Origin of the sequence: Saccharospirillum sp. HFRX-2, assembly GCF_043196805.1 — a bacterium.
Classification (GTDB): Bacteria; Pseudomonadota; Gammaproteobacteria; order Pseudomonadales; family Natronospirillaceae; genus Saccharospirillum.
The window spans coordinates 482,284-505,869 of the sequence record NZ_JBEBMU010000001.1 but is presented as its reverse complement, the minus strand read 5'-3'; the positions used below and the strand labels follow the sequence as shown (position 1 = coordinate 505,869).

At 57.8% G+C, this 23,586-nt stretch carries 19 protein-coding genes; 11 read left to right on the top strand and 8 right to left on the bottom strand.

Annotated features, from left to right (window positions below):
- Positions 1–16: 16 nt before the first annotated feature.
- The gene (locus ABMA60_RS02555; protein ID WP_392798230.1) at positions 17–1,171 is read left to right on the top strand and encodes a glycerate kinase; all 1,155 of its coding nucleotides are present in this window, start codon (positions 17–19) and stop codon (positions 1,169–1,171) included.
- Between the two features lies 1 nt (position 1,172).
- Here the strand turns inward: ABMA60_RS02555 and ABMA60_RS02550 are convergent, their stop codons facing one another.
- Positions 1,173–2,006, bottom strand: a complete 834-nt coding sequence (locus ABMA60_RS02550; protein ID WP_392798227.1) for a fumarylacetoacetate hydrolase family protein — start codon at positions 2,004–2,006, stop codon at positions 1,173–1,175.
- A 176-nt stretch (positions 2,007–2,182) separates the two neighbouring features.
- Between ABMA60_RS02550 and ABMA60_RS02545 the strand changes: the two genes are divergently transcribed.
- The gene (locus ABMA60_RS02545; RefSeq protein ID WP_392798224.1) at positions 2,183–3,172 is read left to right on the top strand and encodes an aldo/keto reductase; all 990 of its coding nucleotides are present in this window, start codon (positions 2,183–2,185) and stop codon (positions 3,170–3,172) included.
- Positions 3,173–3,220: 48 nt separating this feature from the next.
- On the opposite strand, the gene ABMA60_RS02540 is transcribed toward ABMA60_RS02545, so the two are convergent.
- Complete coding sequence (locus ABMA60_RS02540) at positions 3,221–4,117, bottom strand: LysR family transcriptional regulator (RefSeq protein ID WP_392798222.1); 897 nt, start codon at positions 4,115–4,117, stop codon at positions 3,221–3,223.
- A 138-nt stretch (positions 4,118–4,255) separates the two neighbouring features.
- Between ABMA60_RS02540 and pobA the strand changes: the two genes are divergently transcribed.
- Complete coding sequence (gene pobA, locus ABMA60_RS02535) at positions 4,256–5,449, top strand: 4-hydroxybenzoate 3-monooxygenase (RefSeq protein ID WP_392798219.1); 1,194 nt, start codon at positions 4,256–4,258, stop codon at positions 5,447–5,449.
- A 175-nt stretch (positions 5,450–5,624) separates the two neighbouring features.
- Here pobA and ABMA60_RS02530 read toward each other — a convergent pair whose 3' ends face one another.
- Both ABMA60_RS02530 and ABMA60_RS02525 read right to left on the bottom strand, forming a co-directional pair.
- Positions 5,625–7,235 (bottom strand): methyl-accepting chemotaxis protein, encoded by a 1,611-nt coding sequence (locus ABMA60_RS02530; protein ID WP_392798216.1) that lies wholly within the window; start codon positions 7,233–7,235, stop codon positions 5,625–5,627.
- A 91-nt stretch (positions 7,236–7,326) separates the two neighbouring features.
- Positions 7,327–8,100 (bottom strand): TSUP family transporter, encoded by a 774-nt coding sequence (locus tag ABMA60_RS02525; RefSeq protein WP_392798213.1) that lies wholly within the window; start codon positions 8,098–8,100, stop codon positions 7,327–7,329.
- 159 nt (positions 8,101–8,259) lie between these two features.
- On the opposite strand from ABMA60_RS02525, the gene ABMA60_RS02520 reads away from it, so the two are divergent.
- A complete protein-coding gene (locus ABMA60_RS02520; protein WP_392798211.1) occupies positions 8,260–8,706 on the top strand; it encodes an SRPBCC family protein in 447 nt (148 codons plus the stop codon).
- Between the two features lies 1 nt (position 8,707).
- Here the strand turns inward: ABMA60_RS02520 and rmuC are convergent, their stop codons facing one another.
- Positions 8,708–10,096, bottom strand: a complete 1,389-nt coding sequence (rmuC, locus tag ABMA60_RS02515; protein ID WP_392798208.1) for a DNA recombination protein RmuC — start codon at positions 10,094–10,096, stop codon at positions 8,708–8,710.
- 35 nt (positions 10,097–10,131) lie between these two features.
- Positions 10,132–10,569, bottom strand: coding sequence for an SRPBCC domain-containing protein (locus tag ABMA60_RS02510; RefSeq protein WP_392798205.1), 438 nt, complete (start codon positions 10,567–10,569; stop codon positions 10,132–10,134).
- Between the two features lie 139 nt (positions 10,570–10,708).
- Between ABMA60_RS02510 and ABMA60_RS02505 the strand changes: the two genes are divergently transcribed.
- The 4 genes from ABMA60_RS02505 (at position 10,709) to ABMA60_RS02490 (ending at position 16,737) form a co-directional block, all read left to right on the top strand.
- A complete protein-coding gene (locus ABMA60_RS02505; protein WP_392798202.1) occupies positions 10,709–11,644 on the top strand; it encodes a hypothetical protein in 936 nt (311 codons plus the stop codon).
- Between the two features lie 83 nt (positions 11,645–11,727).
- Positions 11,728–13,461 carry a potassium/proton antiporter gene (locus ABMA60_RS02500; protein ID WP_392798199.1) on the top strand — a complete coding sequence of 578 codons (1,734 nt, stop codon included), beginning with the start codon at positions 11,728–11,730 and terminating at the stop codon, positions 13,459–13,461.
- 103 nt (positions 13,462–13,564) lie between these two features.
- Positions 13,565–16,192, top strand: a complete 2,628-nt coding sequence (locus ABMA60_RS02495) for an EAL domain-containing protein (RefSeq protein WP_392798197.1) — start codon at positions 13,565–13,567, stop codon at positions 16,190–16,192.
- Complete coding sequence (locus tag ABMA60_RS02490; protein ID WP_392798194.1) at positions 16,192–16,737, top strand: DUF1415 domain-containing protein; 546 nt, start codon at positions 16,192–16,194, stop codon at positions 16,735–16,737. The genes ABMA60_RS02495 and ABMA60_RS02490 overlap by 1 nt, the downstream gene beginning before the upstream one ends.
- Before the next feature lie 8 nt (positions 16,738–16,745).
- Here ABMA60_RS02490 and ABMA60_RS02485 read toward each other — a convergent pair whose 3' ends face one another.
- Positions 16,746–17,675, bottom strand: a complete 930-nt coding sequence (locus ABMA60_RS02485; RefSeq protein WP_392798191.1) for a DMT family transporter — start codon at positions 17,673–17,675, stop codon at positions 16,746–16,748.
- A 118-nt stretch (positions 17,676–17,793) separates the two neighbouring features.
- Complete coding sequence (locus ABMA60_RS02480) at positions 17,794–19,209, bottom strand: methyl-accepting chemotaxis protein (RefSeq protein WP_392798188.1); 1,416 nt, start codon at positions 19,207–19,209, stop codon at positions 17,794–17,796.
- Positions 19,210–19,389: 180 nt separating this feature from the next.
- On the opposite strand from ABMA60_RS02480, the gene gtfA reads away from it, so the two are divergent.
- The 3 genes from gtfA to ABMA60_RS02465 all read left to right on the top strand — a co-directional run bounded on the left by gtfA (position 19,390) and on the right by ABMA60_RS02465 (position 23,576).
- The gene (gene gtfA, locus ABMA60_RS02475) at positions 19,390–20,850 is read left to right on the top strand and encodes a sucrose phosphorylase (RefSeq protein ID WP_392798186.1); all 1,461 of its coding nucleotides are present in this window, start codon (positions 19,390–19,392) and stop codon (positions 20,848–20,850) included.
- Positions 20,851–21,126: 276 nt separating this feature from the next.
- Positions 21,127–22,464 carry an ABC transporter substrate-binding protein gene (locus ABMA60_RS02470; protein WP_392798183.1) on the top strand — a complete coding sequence of 446 codons (1,338 nt, stop codon included), beginning with the start codon at positions 21,127–21,129 and terminating at the stop codon, positions 22,462–22,464.
- 104 nt (positions 22,465–22,568) lie between these two features.
- On the top strand, positions 22,569–23,576 hold the full coding sequence (locus ABMA60_RS02465) for a carbohydrate ABC transporter permease (RefSeq protein ID WP_392798180.1): 1,008 nt from the start codon (positions 22,569–22,571) through the stop codon (positions 23,574–23,576).
- The last annotated feature ends 10 nt before the right edge of the window (positions 23,577–23,586 follow it).

The following is a 23,586-nucleotide window of genomic DNA, read 5'->3' as shown; positions in this document are numbered from 1 at the left end:
CCTTGAGGTCATTGCCATGAAAATTGTCATTGCTCCGGATTCATTCAAAGAGAGTCTGACCGCGTTGGATGTCGCCAGAGCCATCGAGCGTGGCCTGCGTGCCGTCTGGCCCGATGCCGAGTGCAGCCTGCTGCCAATGGCCGATGGCGGCGAAGGCACCGTTCAGGCCCTGGTCGATGCCAGCGGCGGCCGGCGCATCACCGAGACCGTCAGCGACCCGCTGGGGCGGCCGGTTCAGGCCGACTATGGCGTGGTCGGTGCGGATCCAACCGAGTCGACCACCGCCGTTATCGAAATGGCCGAAGCCTCCGGTTTGCATCGCGTCAGCGGCCACGAACGCAACCCCAACCTCACCTCCAGCCGGGGCACCGGCGAACTGATTCGCGCCGCCCTGGACAGCGGCGCCCGGCGGCTGATTCTCGGCCTGGGCGGATCGGCCACCAACGATGGCGGTGCCGGCATGCTGGCCGCGCTCGGCGCGCGTCTGCTTGATGCCGAAGGCGCCGATCTGCCCGAGGGTGGCGCTGCTCTGGCGCGGCTGTCGCGTCTGGATCTCAGTGCTCTCGACCCGCGCTTGCAACACACCGACTTGATCATTGCCAGCGATGTCACCAACCCGCTGTGCGGACCCCAAGGCGCCAGTGCGGTGTTCGGCCCGCAAAAAGGCGCCAGCGCTGAGCAGGTTAAGACGTTGGATGATGCACTGAATCACTTCGCCGAGTGTCTGGCCGAGGCGACCGGTATCGACGCTCGTCACCAGGCCGGTGCCGGCGCTGCCGGTGGCCTGGGCGTCAGCCTGATGGCGCTGGGCGGAGAATTGAAATCTGGAATCGAGGTGGTGGCCGAAGCGGTCGGTTTGACATCCGCCATGGCCGGGGCCGATCTGGTTTTTACCGGCGAAGGCAAACTCGATGGCCAGACGCTCGGCGGCAAAACACCGCTGGGCGTGGCCCGGGTGGCGAAGGCCGCGAATGTACCGGTCATCGCTCTGGGCGGTGCCATGGATGACGACGCCGCAGCCCTGATGGACGCCGGCATCAACGCCCTCTTTGGCAGCGTACAACGACCCATGTCGTTACCCGACGCCCTCGCTGGCGCAACCGATAACCTGGAGCGCGTCGCCCGCCAGGTAGCCGCAAGTATTGAGCTGGGACGGCGACTGGCGCGCTGAATCAGGCTTCTTCCTGCACTGAATTGATCAGGGTTCCCAGCCCGGAAATGTTCACCCGCACCTCATCGCCGGCTTTCATCCACACCCGCGGTTTACGAAACGCACCGGAACCACCCGGTGTGCCAGTAACAATCACATCGCCGGGATTGAGCTGCGAAAAGGTGCTGATGTATTCGATCAGCTGTGGCACATCGAACACCAGATCGCTGACCGGCGTGTCCTGCATTACCTCGCCATTCAACTCGGTGGTCAGATGCAATTGCGACGGATCGGGAATCTCATCCGTGGTTACCAGCGCCGGACCAAAAGCGCCGCTGCCGGGGAAGTTTTTGCCCGGCGTGAATTGCGAAGTATGCACCTGCCAATCGCGCACCGAGGCGTCGTTGTAGCAGCTGTAGCCGGCAACATAATCAAGCGCTTCGGCGGCGCTGACGTGGCGTGCGGTTTTTCCAATAATCACCGCCAGCTCGCCTTCGTAATCGAAGCGATGCGACACCTTGGGTACGATCAACGGCTGACCATGCCCCACCTGGGTATCGGCATAGCGGGTGAAGATCATCGGGTAGTCCGGCTTGGGCATGCCGGTCTCTTCAATATGGCGGGCGTAGTTGATGCCGATGCAGTAGATTTTTTCGGCGTCGGGAATGACCGGTAAATAAGTCACTTCATCAAAGTTAAGCAGCGGCAGCTTATCCAACGGCGGTACCGATGCCAGACCAGCGCCACGCAACAGCGCCTTGAGCGTCGGCGCCAAGGCACGGGCATCGCGCACGCCCGCTTCGTCCAGCACCCCAAAACCGGGCTCATCCCGGTGAACAAAAGACACCCATTTCATATCGACTCCTGTGACGGTTTGTTGTTATTTACGTCAGACGTTTCGCGCTCAGCCAGCGCGGCCGTTGCAACACAGCGTACTAAACATGCAACGCCTGCGGACGCTACACTGAGCGACCTTTATCATCCGGCGCTGAACCAGGAAAAGCATCCGGAAAGACACTCGCGGAGGAACGCATGAAAACATTGAAAGACACTCGCGCCATTGGCTTGGGTTGCATGAACCTCTCGCACGCCTACGGGCCGCGTCCGTCCGACGAAGACGGCATCAAGCTACTCAACGAAGCCCTGGATGCCGGCTACGATCACCTCGATACCGCCGCCCTCTATGGCTTTGGTAAAAACGAATCCCTGCTCGGTCGTGGTGTTATGCATCGCCGAGATGAATTTTATCTGGCCAGCAAGTGCGGCATGTTCAAAGGCCCGGATGGCAAACGCGCCATCGATGGTCGCCCGGACGTTATTAAAGAAACCTGCGAAGCGGCGCTGCAACGACTGAACACCGATGTTATCGATCTGTATTACCTGCATCGCTGGGACAAGAGCGTACCCATCGAAGACAGCGTCGGCGCCATGGCTGATCTGGTCAAAGCCGGTAAAGTGCGCGAGCTGGGTTTGTCGGAAGTCTCTGCCGATACCCTGCGCAAAGCGCACGCCGTTCATCCGATCGCTGCGGTGCAAACCGAATACTCATTGTGGACGCGCAATGCGGAAATCGCCGTGATCAAAGCCTGCGAAGAGATGGGCGTGACCTTCGTTGCCTTCAGTCCGCTGGCGCGCGGTTATCTTGGTGCCAAGCTGATCGATCCGGCGCGTCTGCCCGAAGGCGATATTCGCCGCCAGATGCCACGTTTTACCACCGAACACTACGCCAAAAACCTGGCCTTGCTGGAGCCAATGAAAGCCATCGCCGCCGAGCACGACGTCACCGTGGCGCAGCTGGCATTGGCCTGGGTGCTGCATCGTTCGCCGTCTATCGTCGCCATTCCCGGCACCACTCAGATTGCGCACATGAAAGACAACCTGGCGGCAGCCGACATCAAACTGAGCAAGAGTGTCGTCGATGAACTGGATCGGCTGATCAACAAAGATACCGTCAGCGGCCCGCGCTACGGCCAGGCGACGCTGGCGGAAATCGACACCGAAATGTTCAGCGAGATCGACTGAACGCTCAGCCTTTGCCGCCGGCCGCTTTATCCCTTAGCAGAGGCTACTTTATCCCTTAGCGGAGGCTACGCGGGCAAAGGTTGACGCCAGCACCCGGCTGGCCGGTGTCAGCGGACTTTCGCGGCGGTGGATGATGTACAGCGGGTAATCGGGAATGGTTTCGCGCACCGGCACGTCCACCAGCAGATCGCGATACTGTGGCTGCTGCGCCAGCTTGGCCGGCAGCAGAGCGACGGCTTCGGAATGCACCAGCAGCGCCAGGGTCGAGGTCATCGAATAACACTCCATGCGCGGCTGCGGCGCGGCGAGCCCGGCCTGCTGAAAAATCTTTACCACCAAGGGACTGATATTGGCGCCGGCGCCGACGTGCACCCAGTCGGCCGGATCGAGCTGCGCCAGACTGGTGGCGTTGCGATAACGACTGCCAACGCTGGTCACCACCGCCATGCGCATGCGCTCAATTTCCTCGACGATAAATTCCGACTCTGACAAGGGTTCCCACAGCGGGCAGACCGCGAAATCGATATGGCCGGCGCGCAGCTGATTGATCGCCAGTGCCTGCAAACCCTCATAAATATCCAGCCGCACCTGCGGGCAATCGCGCTGAAACAGACGCACCGCCTGGGGCACCAAGTCGACACAGGACGAGGGCGCCAGCACGATGCGCACCGCGCCTTCCAGCTCGCCGCGCAGTTGCTTCATTTCATCCAGAGCGCGATCGGTTTCATTGAGAATCGCTCTGGCGCGCACCGCGAAGGCTTCGCCATAGCGGGTCAGGTCGATGCCTTTCTGCGAACGACTGATTAACGGCACGCCCAACTCGGCTTCCAGTTGGCGAAGTTTTTTCGACACCCCGGGCTGCGACTGATGCAACGCCTTGGCGGCGGCGCGAATGCTGCCGCTGTGCAGCGTCGCCATAAAGGCTTCGATCAGATCCAGCTTCATCGGCGCTCCACTACTCTATAACCAATGGTTATCATGCTAACCAATTTATCATCTACAGCAATAGGGTTGGCAGTGGTACTTTGCACTGACAAAGGCTTGCATCAGACTGACAACAACAATCACGAGCGGAGGTAATGCATGAGCCAGACTCAAAAGACCCAGGTCGCCATTGTCGGCGGCGGACCAGCCGGCATGCTGCTGTCCATCCTGCTGTACCGCGAAGGCATCGATTCCATCGTTATCGAACGCGCCACCCGGGCGCATGTGTTAGAGCGCATTCGCGCCGGTATTTTGGAATGGAGTGCGGTGGAACTGTTGCGCCGCGCCGGCGTCAGCGAACGTATGGATAAACAAGGTCACGCCCACGACGGCACGCGCGTCGCCTGGAAAGGCGAACGTCACCTGATGATCGATTCGTTCAAATATTCGCAGCGCAAGCTGATGGCCTACGGCCAGACTTACATCACCGAAGATCTCTACGCCGAAATGGACAAGATTGGCGGCCAGGTCTGGCACGAAGCCGAAGACGTCACCCTGCACGAACTGACCGACAAGACGTCCTACGTCACCTTCAACAAAGACGGCAAAGCGCATCGCATCGACTGCGATTTCATCGCTGGCTGCGATGGTTTTCACGGCGTATCGCGTCGCTCCATTCCCGAATCGGTGCAGAAAACCTTCGAGAAGGTCTATCCGTTCGGCTGGCTGGGTGTGATGTCCGAAACCCCGCCGCTGGAAGATCTGTGGTATGTGCAGCACGAGCGCGGTTTTGCGCTGGCATCGCAACGCAGCCCGATGTTGAGCCGTTATTACGTTCAGTGCTCGATGGATGACAAGGTGGAAAACTGGTCGGACGACCGTTTCTGGGATGAACTGACGCAGCGCTTCCCGCCGGACATTGCCAAGCAGATCGTCACCGGTCCGTCGATTGAGAAATCCATCGCGCCGCTGCGTTCGTTTGTTTCCGAGCCAATGCGCTACGGCAATCTGTTCCTCGCCGGCGATGCTGCTCATATCGTGCCGCCGACCGGCGCCAAAGGTCTGAACCTGGCCGCCAGCGACGTTTATTATCTGTGGCGCGCTCTGACCACCCACTTCAAGGAAAACAACGACAGCATGATGGATCGTTATTCCGAAGTGGCGCTGGCCCGAGTGTGGAAAACCGAACGCTTCAGCTGGTGGCTGACCGGCCTGCTGCACGTCTTCCCCGACCAGTTGCCGTTCGAAACCCGCGCCCAGGAAGCCGAACTCGACAGCATCGCCGAATCCGAAGCGGGCCTTGCCTGGCTGGGCGAACAATACGGCGGCTTCCCGATTGAGGATTGGGGCTAAGTCACTGCGGGCTACGCCCTGGTGACTTAGTTTGACTCGACGTATCCAAATGCCCTTCGGCATCCCGGATTTTCGTCCGGGATGAATCAATAAAAAGGGAGCTACCGCCCGGCGCTCCCCTTTTGTAGCCTGCGTCCTGCGTCTCCCATCCAGCGTCTTCCGGGCGCGCAGCGCCCTAAACCCGAAACCGTCCCACTGCCGCCTGTAATTCTCCGGCAATATCCGAGACTTCACGCGCCGACACCGAGGTCCGCTTCATACTGTCACTGGCGTGCTGGGCGCGACTGTTAATGCCTTCCAGTGTCTGACTCATATCATTGGCGACCCGGCTTTGTTCTTCTGCGGCACTGGCGACCTGAGTATTCATATCATTGATATCGTTGACGCTGCGCGCGATGGCCTCAAGCGCTTCCCCGGCAGCACTGGCCTGCTCAGCAGCGCCACCCAGTTGGCTCTGGCTTTCACTCATGGATTCGACCGAGGCACGCGAGCCGCTTTGCAGCTTGTCGGTGGTGTCGCGAATCTGCTCGGTCGAGGCCTGGGTACGCGCCGCCAGGGTGCGCACCTCATCCGCGACCACGGCAAAGCCGCGTCCTTGTTCGCCCGCCCTGGCCGCTTCGATGGCGGCGTTCAAGGCCAGCAGGTTGGTCTGTTCGGCAACACCAGTGATCACTTCCAGCACCTCGGAAATTTCAGCGCTGTCCTGGTCCAGTTGATGGATGCGGTTGGCGGTTTCTTCGACCTGAGCGGTCAGTTTTTGCATCGCCGACGCCATACGAGTAACGATCTCACGCCCCTGCTGGCTCTGGTTATTGGCATCGTTGGCAGCGCTCGCGGCCTGAGAAATATTCTGGGTGACATCGGCGGCGGTGGAGGCCATTTGCTGCATGGCGGTCGCCATCTGAGAGATTTCCATTTGCTGTTCGCTGGCGCTGTCACTGCTTTCACGCGCCAGCCGAATCAAGGCTTCTGACGATTGCACCAGACGTCGTGATGCCTGATCAATCGAGGTCACCATTTCGGTTAAATTGACGCGCATCTGCTCAAGCGATTTCATGGCAACCGATAGCTCATCACGGCCGCGTGCTGGCAACGGCTCATCCAACCTGCCTTGCGACAGATCCTGAGCGCCACCAATCATCAAATGCAACGAACGCTGAATATTGATAATCACCCAGCCGGCAATGCCCAATAACGCCGCCATACCCAGGATGACCGCCAGTCCCATCAGCAGATTCGATACCACGGCGGTCTGATCCGCCTGCTGCGTCACCCGCTCGGCATTGCCTTCAATCCGTACCGTCAAGGCTTCCATCTGATCGGCCAGAGCATCATAAGCCACTCTGAATTCCGGAAGTTGGGTCAGAGCGCTTCGATAGGAAACAGTAGCCTGCTCGACGATGTCCTCCGCAGTCGCGATGTATGACTGCAAAGCCGGCAGCACCGCATCCAGGGCGGCCAGGGTTTCGGTGTCATCTATCAGGTTCTCGTTGGCATCGAGCTGGGCGCGAAAATTATCCGCGTGCTCAACCAGGTCAGCCTGCACGGTTGCCAAGGCTTCCTGGTCACGCGTTTGGCTGGCAATCAGCGCAGCCATCACGTCGGAACTGAGCGCGTCATGCATCATGTCCGCGGTCAGATGGTGGCTCAAAATAGAGGTATTGGTCAGCATGGCGCTCGCCGACCGATCGAGTTGGTTAATCCCTAGAAAACCGAACGCCCCGGTCAATGCCAGTGCCAGTACCGCAACCAGTGCCAACCCCAGCAGTTTCAGCTTGATTGTCATAAATCCATTCACTCAGCGACTGTCGTTTGGATGACTGTAGTGTCGCTTTCGCCAAAGGGTGAAACCGGGGTTACGAAATTTTACAACCCGCTCAAAGCAACACCTGCACCACGCCAACCGAGCTGGTCACCAACAACACCCAACCCAGCCAACGATAAAACAAAGCCGAATCAGCGCGTTGCAACAAGCTATGGAAACGCAGGCCGAGGACGTGACCGATCGCCGCCGCCGGCAACAAGTACAACGCCGCCAGTAATTGCAGATCGACACCAAAGATCATAAAAGCACCGAGCTTGATGCACACCAGCACAAACCAGAGCGCAAAGAGCGTATCGCGCAGTTGATGCCGCGCCACATGCTGCGCCGCCACGGCAATCAATAAAGGCGCGCCCACCAGGGAAGCGCCACTGATGTAACCGCCCAGAATAATGAACAACCACTCCAGGGGTTTGGAGGTGCTGCGGAAGGGTTTATTGAGAATGTAGCTGATCGAATAACTGCCGACGATGACAAAAATAATGGCACTCATCACCGCATCGGGCAGTGTCAGCAAACCAAAGACGCCGATCAGTTTTGGAATCAGCAGCAGCGCCAGCAACTTGCCCAGATAATTCCAGTCGATCGTACCGCCTTCAGCCTCGCTATCAGTGCGCGACTGGCGATGACTTTGCCAGACCGTCAAGGAGGAAAACACCAGCAGATGAATGCCGATGATCGGCAAAAACACCACCGGCCGGTCGGAGATCAATAACAGGAAAGGCAGTGATAGCGCAGCACCACCAAAACCCAGACCAGAGCGCACAAAGCCACTCCAGACAAACACCAGGGCAATCAGCCCAAGCTGCACCAAACTGAGATCGGACATCAGGAACCTCTAGACAACTCGCACCGGGCTCGAGCTTGTAGAACAACACCAGGCGGCTTTATTGAAAAAGAGCAGCCAGTGTAACCATTGGTCGCGGTTTGTCAGCCGCATCGACAACAAAAAGCGGCTGATCTAAGCTGGCAAGCAGGGAGGGGCGCCATGAAATACAGTGTGCACGTCGACATCAAACGGCCGCGGGACGAAGTGATCGAACTTTTCGATAACCCCGACCACCTGCCGAAATGGCAACCCGACCTGATCGAGCTGGAACCGATCGCGGGCATTCCCGGCCAGCCCGACAGCCAGGTGCGGTTGGTTTACCGCCTGGGTAAGCGTGAACTGGAAATGATCGAAACGGTCGTTGAGCGCAAGCTGCCAGAGCGTATGGCCATGCGCTTCGAAGCCACCGGCATGACCAATCATATGGTGAATCGTTTCGAAGAACGGGGCGATGTAACCCGCTGGTATGCCGACAATGAATTTATCGGCACGGGCTGGATGAAACTGATGACCTGGTTTTTACCCGGCGCCTTTCGTAAGGAGTCGCTGAAAACAATGCGGCGTTTTAAACAATTCGTCGAGCACGATATTCACAACGACAGCTGAATTATTCCGTCTGCGACGACGAAGCCTCAGTCTCCTCATCCTGACCCAAACCGGTGGCAATGGATTCCGGCAATTTACGCCGCACCGAAGCACCCAGTTCTTCCAACACCTCGACCTGCCGCACCAGCGAACCGCGACCATCGCGCAACGAACTCCAGGCGTCATCGTAGGTGCGTTGAGCGGTGCCCAACTGATTACCGAGCTTCTCCATTTTCTCGGCAAAGATGCGCAGTTTGTCGTAAACCTTGCCGGCCTGATCAAAGAGTTTTTTGGCGTTGTCGTTCTGCCGCTCCAGGGTCCAGAGGTTGGCGACGGTGCGCAGTGTTGCCAATAAGGTGGTCGGAGTAACCACCACAATGTTGCGTTCAAAACCGTCGTTAAACAGTTGCGGGTCAGCCTGGAAAGCAGCAATAAAAGCTGGCTCAACTGGCATAAACATCAGCACAAAATCGGGCGCTTTCATGCCTTCAAGGTGCGGATAATCTTTATCGCTCAAGGCACGAATATGTTGGCGAACCGAACCGATATGACGCTTCAGCGCAGCGTCACGTTCGAGGTCTTCTTCGGCGCTGACGTATTGCTGATAGTCGTTCAGCGAAACTTTCGAATCGATGATCAGGTGTTTGCCATCGGGCAGATAAACGATGAAGTCCGGCCGACGGTTCTGGCCGTCTTCGTCTTTAAAATTGGCTTCGCGTTCGAACTCTCGCCCGCGCTGTAAACCGGCACTTTCCAGAATGCGTTCAACCTGCAGCTCACCCCAACTGCCCTGGAGTTTTTTATCGCCGCGCAAGGCGCGGGTTAAATCACCCGCCTGTTGATTGAGCTGGTTATTCATTTCCTTAAGCGAATCGAGCTGAGTTTTCAGTTCGGCGCGACCCTGAGTATCTTGCGTATGGATGTCATCAACGCGCTTGCGGAATTGCTCCACCTGCTCACGAAATGGCTTCAATAAAGCGTTGAGATTTTCCTGGCTCTGTTCGGCAAAACGTTTGCCTTTGTGATCGAAAATTTCGTTCGCCAGATTGGAAAATTCTTGCTTCAACTGCTCTTTGTTTTCCTTCAGCAATTGAATCTGTTCTTCGTAGTGACGCGCATCGGCACGATGCTGAGTTTCCAGGCGCGCCATCTGGTTATTGCTGTCGTTCAGCGAGGCTTCAAGCTGTTGCAGGCGCTGCCGGCTCGAGGCCAGTTCAGCCTGAGTTTCACTGCGTTGGCGCTCCGCCATTTGCGTCTCAAAGCGCGCCTGTTGCAAATCGCTTTGTTGTTGCTGCAAGTCACGCAGCAGACGTTGCCGCACCACGGCCATGGCGCCGCCTGCGATGGCAGCGCCAACCAGCGCCGACAGTAACAACGAGGTCCACACTTCGGTTAACACCGAGCCAGTCATAAGGCGTATTCTCCTGCGATGACGAACCTGGACACTCAGGTCCAGACGCTCAAATCATTGTCGTTATGGGGCAGTTCATCGTTGTGGTGGCAGTTGGCGCGCAGCTTGATCAGCCGTTCCCCCCAGCGGGTGTTTTCGGCCGCGAGACTGGCTTCGTCGAGTCGCCAGTCGCGGTGTTCCAGACACACACTGAACCCCTGTTTGGCGCGTTTTAAGGTCCAGAGTATCAGGGTGTTTTCCCAGTCCGGCGCACCCTGAACGCACAACCATTCCAGCTGCTGGTCAGGTTCTTCTTCAACCACTCGCATGGTGATGGGCGCTTCCAGGTCGCTGCTGCTGAAGCGCCAGCTGTCGCCACCGGCGATACTGACCGTGCCCGACCACCAGGATTGCAGTCCGGTTCGGGTCGTCAACTGCTCCCAGATGCGCGCGGCGGGAGCGTCGATATCGACCTGATGAAACAATGTGACCATGAGCGTCCTCAGTGTTATAGCGGGCCGCACTGGCCCGCGTTTTTTGTCGGCCATATTCTGACACGTTTTGGCTGTTCAAGTCGCCCGGCCAGCACTAAGGTGGCCCGATCTTTTCTGTTATCGCCAGACCCTCAACGCCATGCTGACACTGACCCCCGAAGCGTCGCTCAATCGCCTGCCGGTGGCGCTGGCGAATGAGCCCATACGACCAGCGCGACACTGGGTTTCTACGCAGGCATTGCACGGCCTGATGCTGGCAGAAGACCCCGGCGATGAACGCTCGGTGCGGCAGTTCCTGCGCACCTTTGATAGCGATCAAGCCAGCGACGCCCGCATCCTCGCACGCTATGCCGAGCGCTTAACGACCGTGCTGAAAACCGCCTTACGCGCTGACTATTGGCTGGCTGGCAGCGATTTCCAGCAAGGCTACGCGCGCTATTGGCAGCGCTGTCAGCGGCTGGTGCTCGGTGGCGGTTTAAGCAGCGGCGCCTTTGGTCGCGCACTGACCGAGGCACTGAACGGACAACTGGATGGCCGTGAACTGGCGCTGTCGCCTTATGGTGGTCAAACCGGCCTGGTCGGTCTGACCACAGTCTGGCACGAGCCGTCGCCGTTACTGGTGATGGATTTTGGCGCCACCGGCATCAAGCGCGGCCTGGTCGATGCGCAGGGTAACTTGCACAGCCTGCCGGAGTTGAATGTCGACCATTGGTTAAACGATGACGGCCTGTTTCGCGCCGAGGCTTTTAGCGCTGTGTTGCGCGACAGCCGCACTCTGGTTGGCGCGGCCTTGCCGACGGCGATCAGCCTGGCGTGCTATATGAAAGACGGCCAGCCTTACGACTATCATTCCGGCGTTTATCATCGGCTCGTTGAAGACAGCCCGCATCTGGCGAGCAGTTTGCATCAGCACTGGTTGCCCGAGGCCGGTCTCGGTCGCTTGGTCACTTTGCTGCACGACAGCAGCGCTGCGGCTCTGGCTTTTCCTGCTTCGGTACCGGCCATCATGGTGACGCTGGGCACCGGCCTCGGCGTGGGTTTGTGCCCTCTCATTGCTGAGCAACACACCGACTGAACCAGCGGTCGCTGCGTCACAAGCTGGCTTTGCGGTATGCTGAGCGCCTAAGCCACTCATGTTCAGGCAACAAGGATTGCGACGTGCCGCTGGATTCCAACCTCTTTTTATTGATCGCTGGCCTGCTGGTGTTGATCGGCATTCTCGCCAGCTCGCTGACGGTTCGTCTCGGTCTGCCGTTTCTGCTGTTGTTTCTGGTCATCGGCATGCTCGCCGGCGAAGACGGTATCGGCGGCATTGCCTTCGACGATTTCGATCAGGCCTTTCTGGTCGGTAATCTGGCGCTGGCCATCATTCTGCTCGATGGCGGTATGCGCACCAAAACCTCAACGTTTCGCGCCGCTTTTTGGCCATCGCTGTCGCTGGCGACCATCGGCGTGGTGCTGACCGCCAGCGCTTTGGGGCTTTTCGCCACCTGGCTGCTCGGTGTGAATCCTTTGTTCGGACTGTTGCTCGGCGCCATCGTCGGTTCCACCGACGCGGCTGCGGTTTTTAATCTGCTGCGCAATTCCGGCATTCGCTTAAACGAACGCGTCGGCGGGACTCTAGAGCTGGAATCCGGTGCCAACGATCCGATGGCGATTCTGCTGGTGATCGTCATCGTCGATCTGATTCAGGGCGAGGCGCAACTGTCCTGGTTGCCGCTGCTGACGTTGCTGACGCAGCAATTTGCCCTCGGGGCACTGATTGGTGTCGGTGGTGGTTGGTTGCTGGTGCGGCTGGTTCAGCATCTGCGTCTGGCCGACGGTCTGCAGGCGCTGTTGGTGGTGTCTTTCGGGCTGGTGGTGTTCGCCGGTGTTAACCGCCTCGGTGGCAGTGGTTATCTGGCGGTCTATCTGGTCGGTCTGATGCTCGGTAATGTGCGCAGCGGGCCTTCTGAGCCGGTGTCGCAAATTATGGATGGCCTGGCCTGGCTGGCTCAGGCCGGTATGTTCTTGATTCTCGGTTTATTAGTCGCGCCCAATGAGGTGTTTTACTTCGCGCCCACCGCTGGCGCCATTGCGGCTTTTTTGATTCTGATCGCCCGGCCGCTGGCGGTCATGCTGTGTCTGCTGCCGTTTCGTTTTCAGTGGCGCGAACGTTTCTATATCAGCTGGGTCGGCCTGCGTGGCGCCGTGCCCATTGTGCTGGCGGTTTATCCGGTGATGGCCGGGCTGTCGAACGCCCAATATATTTTTAATGTGACCTTCGCCGTGGTGCTGGTGTCGCTGCTGGTGCAGGGTTCGACCGTGCCGTTGATGGCGCGTTGGCTGAAGGTGCTGATTCCGCCGGCACCGGCACCGGCGAAACGACATCGGCTGGTATCGGGCGATCAGATCACGCTGGAGGTTGATGAGTTTCGCGTCGAGCCTGAGTCTCCAGTGTTATCGCCGCTGTTTCGCGTCGGCGAGGACAACCCCATCAATCCTGCAATGATGGCGCTGGTGCGCGATGGCCGGCCGTTGCCGCTCGATGGCAAGGTCGAGCTGCATGCTGGCGACCGCGTCTGGATGTTGCTGCGCAGTGAAGACGTCGATGATGTTGCCAGTCAGTTTTCCAGCGAAACCCAGGGCGGCCTGCTGGCCAGCAACAACTTCTATGGCGAATTCGTGTTGCACCCCGATGCTCAGTTGACCGATCTGGCCAGCGCCTATGGTCTGAGCATTGATGACGCCGAACGCCCGCTGACGGTCGCCGGTTTGCTGCACCAGCGGTTGGGCCGGCATCCCGTAGTCGGTGATCGCACTCGTCTTGGCGCGGTTCGGCTGACTATCCGTCAAATGACTGGCGATCGTATTGAAACCGTTGGGCTGAAATTGTTGCCGAGGAGCGTCTAAATAATTCGCACCAGGCTCTGCACGAGTTATTTAAGGCTCCCTGTGGTCACTAGGCCACAGTTGTCTATACTCAAGGGTCTATGTTCATGATCGGATGCCGACCATGCCCGCCCTGAGTCTGGTCCTCGCCATTGTTTTACTGGGCAGCACATTTTTCAGCTCGGTTTTGTGGGTCGATGTCGTTCTGGCATTGGCGGCATTGCTGTGTATCGTCCTGTCGATCTGGCGCGGTCGCCGCAGCCAGATGCTGTTAAAGCTGGCGCTGCTGGCGGCGGTTCCTGTGGTACCGATGACCACCTGGCTCGAAGGTCTGATGCTCGAGCTGCAACTCAGTTCCCGTCAGGCCGAGTTGAGCGATGATCTGAATGTCATAGCCAAGCGCGTCGAAAGTCAGCTGGTGGTCAATCGCAGTCATCTCGACGCCGTTACTTTACTGGTCGCTAATTCTGTTGATATCAACCAGGCCGACTACCAGCGTTGGCTCACCTATCTGATTCCCGCCCAGAACTACACCTACCTGAACATCGCCATCACCGACGATCTGATCATCACTCACGTTTATCCGCTGTCGGCACACAACCTGGACATACTGGGCATGGACATGCGTACCGTGCCAGAGCAGCGCGCGGCCATCGAAGAGGTCATGCAACAACAGCGTCCACTGGTAGTAGGGCCCATCGAGACGTTGCAAGGCGATGAAGCGCTGATTTATCGGCTTCCGGTCCCAGGGCGGCAGGGCATGATTGTTTCCGGTGTGCTGTCACTCGATCGCCTGCTATCGCGCGCGGCGCTGGCCGGTTCACGCATAAATTTGCAACTGACGCTCAAGCGCGGCGAGCAGAGTCATCAACTCTTGTCCGGCGGCGAGCTTGGGCCGCAGGCGGTGCAGGCGCGCTTCTTCCATTCCGGCTTTGACTGGCAATTCCAGGCCGAACCCGAACTGGGTTTCGCGCCATCGGCCTGGGCATCCTGGGGTGCCCGCGCAGTGGGGCTGGTGCTGTGGGGTTTTCTGTTTGGCGTCATCGGCTGGCAACACCGTCTGATGCGCGTGCGTGACCGCGAACGCCTGCGCCTCAAAGCTCAGGAGAAAGAACTGCTCGAAGCTCAGCGTCTGGGACGACTGGGCTCCTGGACCACCGACGATTACCGCCGTTTTTCGCTGTCATCGCCGCTGGCTGAAATGCTTGGTACCGAGCGCGAATGTCTGACTGACAAACAGATTCTTGGCTTTATCTACGAGCCTGATCGGGAATACGTTTTATCGCATCTGCGTTTTGTACGCTCTGGCGAAGCCGGCTTCACCCGTTTGGAACATCGCGTCATGACCGATGAAGCGCTGATCTGGGTGGAACACAGTCTGGCGATGAATACCGACGGCGAAATTTCCGGCATGGTGCGGGATATTACCGAGATCAAATCGACCGAAGCCGAGTTGAAAAAGCTCGCCTATTACGACTCCCTGACCGGCGCATCCAACCGCAATTTTTTCAGCAAGCAAGTGCAGCAGGCGATCAGTTTGTCGCGCCGGCATGGCAATCATCTGGCGCTGATCATTATCGATCTGGATAACTTCAAAGCCATCAATTCCAGTTACGGTCACTCCATCGGCGATGAAGTGCTCAAAGTAACCACCGATCGTCTGGCCCGCTGCATCCGGCGCAGCGACAGCATTGCGCGCTTGTCCGGCGACCGCTTCGCCGCCTGCCTGCAAAACCTCAAAGACCCGAGCCACGCCATCTTCGTGGCCGATACCATTCTCAAATCAATTTCCGAAGCACTGGAATTGGATGATCGACGCATCAGCCTGACGGCCACTCTGGGCATCGCCACCTGCCCGGAAGACGATCAGGAATACGAAGGCCTGGTGAAAAAAGCCGAGATGGCGTTGCAAAAAGCCAAGGAAGTGGAGCGTGGTTTTTATCAGTTTTATTCCGATCAACTGAACCTGGAAAACGATCGTCGTCAGGAAGTCATGCGACTGTTGCCCAACGCCCTGAACAACAACGAATTCCATCTGGTGTTGCAGCCGCGGGTAGCGAGTGTTGACGGTCGCTGGTCGAGCGTCGAAGTGTTGTTGCGCTGGGAAAGTGAGGTGCTGGGTTTTGTATCGCCCGCGGAATTTATTCCACTGGCCGAAGGCAGCCACCTGATTGTCGACATCGGCAACTGGGTCATTCGTGAAGCCTTGACGCAGTTTGCCGCCAACCTGGATCGATTCGACCCGGACATGGTGATTTCCATCAACCTGTCACCGCGCCAACTGGAACACGCCGACCTGGTGCGTTATGTCGCCGCCGAAATACAGATGTCGGGTGTCCCCGCCGAACGCGTGGAGTTTGAAATCACCGAACATTCGGTCACCGAAGAATCCGATACCACCCTGAGCACTTTAACCGACCTTTCCGCCATGGGCATTCGCTTCGCCATGGACGATTTTGGTACCGGTTATTCCAATCTTGGCATGCTGCAATCACTGCCGTTGTCGGTGCTTAAAATCGATAAACGTTTTGTGCAGAACCTGGGCGCCGGCGGCAAACACCTGGAACTGGTGCGCGCCATCATCAACCTGGGTCATACGCTGGGGTTGAGTGTGGTGGCCGAAGGTGTGGAAACCGAACAGGAAGTCAGAATGCTGACCAGTCTGGGCTGTGATGAATTGCAGGGCTTCCATTTTTATCGTCCGCAGCGGTTGGAAACGCTGCTGTCCCGGCCGGAGCAAACCACCGTCTGATGAGCAGCCAGGACTCCGTTATTCAAGCGGTTCAACGCTGGGTTGAACGTTTGGTCATCGGCGAAAACCTCTGTCCTTTTGCCAAACGCGAGCTGGTGCGCGACCGGGTGCGTTTCGTGCATTCAAGCGCCACCAATGAAGCCGATTTGCTGTTGGATCTGGATGCCGAATTAAACCGCTTGCTGGCGGACGCTGAAGTGGAAACCACCTTGTTGATTCACCCCCAGGTGCTGGAGGATTTTCTCAACTTTAATAATTTTCTCGACCAGGCCGATGCGCTCTTGCGTCATAAAAAACTCGAGGGTGAATTTCAGATCGCAAGCTTTCATCCCGATTACCAGTTTGCCGGCACCGAGCCGGACGACGCCGAAAATTACACCAACCGCTCGCCCTACCCGGTGCTGCATTTATTGCGCGAAGCGTCGCTGGAAGACGCCATTGAACGCTATCCGGATACCGCCGATATTCCCGAGCGCAATATCGCCCGCATGGAAGCCATGGGCGTAACCCGACTGCAACAGATCCTGGCCGATTGCCTGAGCTAAACCGCGCTTTATTCCAACGATTCGCGTGGCATGGCCGGCGTTCGTTTACCCGCCTGAAGCAACGTCAGCGCCACCCCAACAACCACACAAAGGATGCCCAGCCACTGCACCGGTAACACGACCTGATGCAACACAAAGAGGGTTAACAGAGCGTTAAATAACGGCGCCGTGGTCATCATCAAACCGGCAATGCTGGGGTTGCCGTGACTGACGGCTTTAATCCAGGAAAAGTACGCCACCAGCGATGGGAAAATCGCCACATAAAGCACGGCCCACCAGGCCGAACCCGTTGGTAACAGGGCCGTATCAGTGAACCAACCACTGAGCCAGAAGGGCACAATAAAACAGCTGCCGCTGCCAATCAGAAAGGTCAGCAAACCCAGCCCATTCACTTCGTGCGTCGGTACTGATTTCAGCAGCACCGAGTAACAGGACCAGCCCAACAACCCCAGAATAAACAGCAGGTCACCGCGCCAGCTTTGCTCATCCAGACTCAGACCCTGGCCACGCGTCAGCACCAGATAAGCGCCGACCACCGCGATCAGAGCAGTCAGCCACTGACCGATGGTCAAACGACCCTGACCCAGCCAACCGGACAGAATAAAAATCATCACCGGCATCAGTGCCGTCAGCGCGCCGATGTTCACCGGCTGGGTGTATTCCAGCGCCCAATATTGGAAGCTGTTAAAGAGGGTCACGCTGAGAATTGAAAGCACCACCAGGCGCCGCCAATGCAGGCGATACCAATGCCACTGGCGACGCAAAAATGGCAGCCCAAAAGGCGCGATAAACAGCAGCGCCAGCCACCAGCGAAATTGCGACAGCGTAAAGGCAGGAACGGAACTGACGGCCAGTTTGCCGACAATGGCATTGGTCGCCCAGAAAAAGTTGGCCAGGACGGCAAAGCCGACCGCCACCAGAATGGCGCGATAAGACACTGTGACCTCGGTTGTTATTGTTACTTTTTTAAAATAATTATTAGGCGAATCGAGGTCAGGCAGTGTCCGGCTTTAAGGTCAGGCGCGCAAGCCGCTGGCTGGAACGGTGCGATCTGAATTAATCAGTGGTGGCCTGGCGTAGCTCCTGCGCCGCATCCTGCAAGGCATCGGCGACTTCACTCAGGGTCGCCAACCGACCGGTCATCGATTCCACCGTGGCCAGCGAGATGGCACTGCTGTTATTTAATTCGGCGCCACCGGCCGCCAGCGACTGCATTTCGCTGGCGACGCGACCAAGTTGCTCTTCCAATTCGGCAAAGCGTTCGCGCATCAAGGCAACCTGGTCGGCCACCGCCCGCACCCGCCGCTGGCTGTCTTCACTCTGGCTGATGCCGCGGGCAATACGCTCGCCGCTTTCATTGAGCAACTCGCGGATTTCGTTAGCCGAGGTATCAGAACTGAGCGACAGCGCGCGCACCTCGTCAGCCACGACTGCAAAACCCCGACCGTGTTCACCCGCACGCGCCGCTTCGATGGAGGCATTCAACGCCAGCAGGTTAGTCCGCGCAGCAATATCGCTGATCGCCTGAGAAGCTTCTTCGATGCGCTCGTTACTGGTCTTAATGGCCGACATTTCCGCGACCAGTTCGGCCACCAGTTGCTGCGTCTGGTCAGATTGTTGGCGCGTCGCATCCAATGAAGTGCCGACCTGCGCCAGCGTCTGACCACTGACCGTCATGATCTCATCGACCCGCGCCAGACTGTCCGCCAGTTGCTGACTGAGACTGGCCTGACGGCCGCTGACATCGTTCAGTTCGGTCGATTCCTGATTCACCTGAGTACGCACCGAGGCCAACTCCGCCGTGGCATCGACCAGGCGCGTGCTAACATCGCGAGTGCGTTCAACCACCCGACTCATGCGACCGCTGGCGGCTTCCAGCCGATCGCTTTGTTCACTGGCGGCGACTTCCGCAGCGCGCGCATCGTCGACCGCCTGCAAGGTAATGCGCTGCATATAAGCCTGACCGACCCAGATCATCAGCACCGGCAACAGGTAACCCACAACGATATCGCGGTTCAGATCGCTGCCGCTCAGCGGCGGTTCGGGAAACTCATGCCCGCCCAGCTTCAGCCACACAAAGAAGCCGGCAAAGCCGAGCATCAGCAACGACCAGACCGAACCCCACAGAGGGTTGGTCATCATATAGGCGAGCACGATCAACGTGACCAGCCAGAGCAAATACTGCGAATCGATGCCGCCAAACAGATAGGCGGAAAACAGCGCGTGCGTCGCCATACCGGCAATGGCCAGGTTAGAACCCAGCACCACCGAGAAACCAGCGCGCACGAGCCAGGGCACGGGCAGCACCATGAGCATCAAAATAACCGCCGTCACCTGCAGGCCGGCCACATCGAAGGCCCGCCACTTGAGCAACGAATAGAGCCCAACCAGCACAGCCAGAAAACAGAACGCTACCACGGCCTTTTCGCGAACCAGATCGCCGTCGCGCCGGGGCAGAAACCAACGCACCATGTCGGCCTCCATCAATAAGGGATCGGCATTGTACCGGCAGCATCAGGGCGAAACTTAGGCTTGGATGGTCACTGTGTCGTTAAGCTCAAAGATGGGGCTTTTCGAACACCGCTCGCACTTTACTTAATCGATTTAGCAAACTAAGGTTCCGGCCGAATCAGCAGAGGCTTCGGCACACTTATGAACAACCAGGTACAACTGATTACTTACATCGACCGCCTCGGCGGCGGCGACCTCAAGGCGTTGCAGGCGTTACTGCAAGGTCCGTTAAATCAACTTTTTGGTGGCATTCATTTGCTGCCGTTTTATACGCCCATCGATGGTGCCGATGCCGGTTTTGATCCGGACGATCATCTGACCGTCGATCCACGCCTGGGCGACTGGTCTGACGTTAAAACGCTGAGTCAGACCACGCCGGTGATGGCCGACCTGATCGTCAATCACCTGTCCAGCCGTTCACCCCAGTTTCTCGATGTGCAGGCCAAAGGTCGCGACAGTCAGTGGCACGATTTGTTTTTGAGTTATGACAGAGTTTTTCCCGAAGGCGCGACTGAAGCTCAACTGACGGCCATCTATCGACCGCGCCCCAGTCTGCCCTGGACGCCTTATGTGCTCGGCGGCGAGAAGCGCCTGCTGTGGACCACCTTTACCCCGCAGCAATTGGATATCGATGTCGAATCCGTGGCCGGCTGGCACTATTTAAGCGCCATTCTCGATCGTTTCCGTGACGGCGGGGTGTCGATGATCCGGCTGGATGCCGCCGGTTACGCCATCAAGCGCGCCGGTACGCGCTGCTTTATGCTGCCCGAGACGTTCGACTTTATTCATCGGCTGAGCGAAGCCGCCGACGAGCGCGGCATGGAAACCCTGGTCGAGATTCACAGCCACTACCAAACCCAGATCGACATCGCCGAACGCGTCGGCCGCGTCTACGACTTCGCCTTGCCGCCGCTGATTCTGCACGCTCTGTTTACCGGCGAAGCAAAACCGCTGGCCAACTGGCTGAACATTTCGCCGCGCAATTGCATCACCGTGCTCGATACCCACGATGGCATCGGGGTGATGGACGTCGGCGCCGATGGCGACAAGCCGGGTCTGCTTGAACCACAAGCCATCGATCAACTGGTGGAAACCATTCATCAGCGCAGCCAGGGCGAAAGCCGACTGGCCACCGGCGCGGCGGCCTCTAATCTCGACCTCTATCAGGTCAACTGCACCTACTACGCCGCCCTGGGCGAACGCGATGTCGACTATCTGATCGCCCGTGCCGTGCAGTTTTTCGCGCCCGGTGTGCCACAGCTTTACTACACCGGCCTGCTGGCCGGCGGCAACGATCTGGAGTTGCTCAAACAAACCAGCGTCGGTCGCGACATCAACCGCCACTATTATCAGCCCGATGAAGTGACGTCTGAACTGAACCGGCCCGTGGTGCAACAACTGCTGGATTTGATCCTGCTGCGCAATACCCACCCCGCCTTTGCAGGCTCTTTTGATCTGGATCAGCCAACATCGTCTAAACTGCGGTTAGCGTGGTCACAAGGCGAGCAGCGTTTGACCCTGGAGGTCGACTTCGAACAACCCGCCGCTCGCATTGTTGAAGGCAGTTCGGAAACACCTCTGATGAGTTGGTCCGCCAACTGATCGGGGCACGTTTGAGTTCAGTCCGCGTTCATTTGCGGCAACTAGGCTCAAAACGCAGCAAGGTTGTTAGTGTTCGGTTCGTTTGTTACCGGGCGTTTAGCGCTGATGATGAATAATCAGACTAAAAAGCGGGTGACAAACGTTCTTAAACGATTAAGCTATCGACCGTGCTTTCCAAGCCCAGCGTCTGAGATCACCCCCGGTGTATGGCGCTGATTTTGAAAACGCGAACCATCCCATTGCACGAAAAGGGCTACAAAAATGACAAAATCCTTGATGAAAAAGACGCTTGTCGTCGCTATGTCAGCGGCTTTTGCTGCAGGCGCTGCTGCTGAAGAAAACCCCACCCGTGGTTCCGGTGATTTCCACTGGGATTCACTGGATAAATTCGATGACATGGATCTGTCCGGTCAGACGGTTACCGTCGCCGGTCCGTGGTTGGCGCCGGAAAACGCCATCTTCAACGCCATCGTCAGCCACTTCGAAGAAGCCACCGGCGCCGACGTTCAGTACTCCGGTTCCGACAGCTTCGAACAACAAATTCGTATCGATCTCCAGGCCGGCTCTCCGCCCAACCTGGCGATCTTCCCGCAGCCGGGTCTGGCTGCCGACATGGCCAGCCAAGACCTGCTGGCGCCGCTGTCTAGCGAACTGCGTACAGACGTTCTGAACAACTACGCCGCTGGCCAATCCTGGGTTGATCTGGGTACCTATGCTGATTCTGACGGCGACGACAACTTCTACGGTGTGTTCTTCCGCGTCGACCTGAAGAGCCTGGTTTGGTACTCCCCGGATAACTTCGCCGACTACGGTTATGACGTTCCGGAATCCATGGAAGAGCTGATCGAACTGTCTGACCAGATGGTTGCCGACGGCCAAACTCCTTGGTGTATCGGTCTGGGTAGTGGTGCCGCCACTGGCTGGCCGGCCACCGACTGGGTTGAAGACATGATGCTGCGTCTGCACTCTCCGGCCGTTTACGACCAATGGGTCAGCCACGAAATCCCGTTCAACGATCCGCGTGTGGTTGAAGCCATCGAACTGTTCGGCCAATTCGCCAAGAACGATGATTACGTTCAGGGCGGCGCTCAGTCTGTCGGCTCCACTGACTTCCGTGAAAGCCCCAACGGCCTGTTCGACATCCCGCCGGGCTGCTTCATGCACCGTCAGGCGAGCTTCATCCCAGCCTTCTTCCCAGAAGGTACTGTGGTTGGTGAAGACATCGACTTCTTCTACCTGCCGTCTTTCGAGTCCAAAAACCTGGGTAACCCGGTACTGGGCGCCGGCACCGTTGTCACCATGCCGAAAGAAAACGAAGCTGCTGTGGCGCTGATGGAATACCTGACCACGCCGCTGGCTCACGAAATTTGGATGATCAACGGTGGCTTCCTGACGCCGCACACTGGTGTTAACAACGATCTGTTCGCCAACGACACTCTGCGTCGTCAAGCTGAGATCCTGCAAAGCGCCGACACCTTCCGTTTCGACGGCTCTGACCTGATGCCTGGCGGTATCGGCGCAGGTGCCTTCTGGACCGGTATGGTTGACTACGTCAGTGGCGATTCCGCCGAAGACGTTGCCGACGACATCGAATCGGCCTGGGAAAACCTCTAAGTCGAGGTGAATTAACCCAGCCACGGCGACTTCGGTCGCCGTACCCGCCCGCCCCGTTCTTCGGGGCGGGCTGCTTTTAACCCCTTCTTGGTCAGGAGACAACTGTGGCTCAGCAAATTATCACGGCAGTGATTGCTATTGCCCTGGCAATAGGCCTCAGTGCCCTATTTTTTCTTGGATCTAACTTTCTGCTGGACCGTTTCCTGTCCAGTGATTCTGTCAGCGGCGATGCCGCCCGGATGAAGCGCGACAACCTGCGCGAATCCATCCGTCCCTGGATTTTTATCGGTCCAGCGGTCGTTATTTTGCTGATCTATCTGGTGTACCCCGTATTCGCCTCTCTGTGGTATTCCGTACTCGATAGAAACGCCAACGAATTTGTCGGCCTGGCGAACTACGCCTGGGCCGTACAGAACCCCAACTTCTGGATCGCGGTTCGCAATAACCTCTTATGGCTGATTTTTGTGCCCACCATGGCCACCGGTTTTGGTTTGCTGATTGCCTATATGACCGATCGACTGTGGTGGGGAAAGTTGGCGCGCACCCTGGTGTTTTTGCCGATGGCGATTTCCTTTGTCGGCGCCTCGGTGATCTGGAAATTTATTTACGATTATCGCGGCGTCGGTGAAGAACAAATCGGTTTGCTTAACGCCATAGTCGTGGCGTTCGGTGGCGATCCGACACCCTGGATCACCGTCTCCTTCTGGAACAACTTCCTGCTGATGATCATCCTGGTGTGGATTCAAACCGGTTTCGCCATGGTGATTCTCGGTGCTGCTATTCGCGGTGTTCCTGAAGACACCTTGGAAGCGGCCATCATCGAAGGCGCTAATCAGTTCTCCATCTTCTTCAAGATCGTGATTCCGCAAATTTTCGGCACCATCGTCGTGGTCTGGACCACCATCACCATTCTGGTGTTGAAGATCTTCGATATCGTCTTTGCCATGACCAACGGTCAGTGGGACACCAACGTCCTGGCGAACTTTATGTATGACCAGCTGTTCCGGGCCGGTGACATCGGTAAAGGGAGCGCCATCGCTCTGGTCATTATGTTCGCCGTGACGCCGGTCATGCTCTACAACATCCGTCGCGCTCGCGCCGACGAGCAATAAGGAGCCGATC

Excerpts from the sequence above, each read along its gene's own strand:
- ABMA60_RS02550 (WP_392798227.1), bottom strand. The coding sequence starts at position 2,006 with ATGAAATGGGTGTCTTTTGTTCACCGGGATGAGCCCGGTTTTGGGGTG.
- ABMA60_RS02480 (WP_392798188.1), bottom strand. The coding sequence starts at position 19,209 with ATGGTGCGTTGGTTTCTGCCCCGGCGCGACGGCGATCTGGTTCGCGAA.
- rmuC (WP_392798208.1), bottom strand. The coding sequence starts at position 10,096 with ATGACTGGCTCGGTGTTAACCGAAGTGTGGACCTCGTTGTTACTGTCG.
- gtfA (WP_392798186.1), top strand. The coding sequence starts at position 19,390 with ATGAACAACCAGGTACAACTGATTACTTACATCGACCGCCTCGGCGGC.
- ABMA60_RS02530 (WP_392798216.1), bottom strand. The coding sequence starts at position 7,235 with ATGACAATCAAGCTGAAACTGCTGGGGTTGGCACTGGTTGCGGTACTG.
- ABMA60_RS02545 (WP_392798224.1), top strand. The coding sequence starts at position 2,183 with ATGAAAACATTGAAAGACACTCGCGCCATTGGCTTGGGTTGCATGAAC.
- ABMA60_RS02490 (WP_392798194.1), top strand. The coding sequence starts at position 16,192 with ATGAGCAGCCAGGACTCCGTTATTCAAGCGGTTCAACGCTGGGTTGAA.
- ABMA60_RS02505 (WP_392798202.1), top strand. The coding sequence starts at position 10,709 with ATGCTGACACTGACCCCCGAAGCGTCGCTCAATCGCCTGCCGGTGGCG.
- ABMA60_RS02540 (WP_392798222.1), bottom strand. The coding sequence starts at position 4,117 with ATGAAGCTGGATCTGATCGAAGCCTTTATGGCGACGCTGCACAGCGGC.
- ABMA60_RS02495 (WP_392798197.1), top strand. The coding sequence starts at position 13,565 with ATGCCCGCCCTGAGTCTGGTCCTCGCCATTGTTTTACTGGGCAGCACA.
- pobA (WP_392798219.1), top strand. The coding sequence starts at position 4,256 with ATGAGCCAGACTCAAAAGACCCAGGTCGCCATTGTCGGCGGCGGACCA.
- ABMA60_RS02470 (WP_392798183.1), top strand. The coding sequence starts at position 21,127 with ATGAAAAAGACGCTTGTCGTCGCTATGTCAGCGGCTTTTGCTGCAGGC.
- ABMA60_RS02510 (WP_392798205.1), bottom strand. The coding sequence starts at position 10,569 with ATGGTCACATTGTTTCATCAGGTCGATATCGACGCTCCCGCCGCGCGC.
- ABMA60_RS02520 (WP_392798211.1), top strand. The coding sequence starts at position 8,260 with ATGAAATACAGTGTGCACGTCGACATCAAACGGCCGCGGGACGAAGTG.
- ABMA60_RS02555 (WP_392798230.1), top strand. The coding sequence starts at position 17 with ATGAAAATTGTCATTGCTCCGGATTCATTCAAAGAGAGTCTGACCGCG.
- ABMA60_RS02525 (WP_392798213.1), bottom strand. The coding sequence starts at position 8,100 with ATGTCCGATCTCAGTTTGGTGCAGCTTGGGCTGATTGCCCTGGTGTTT.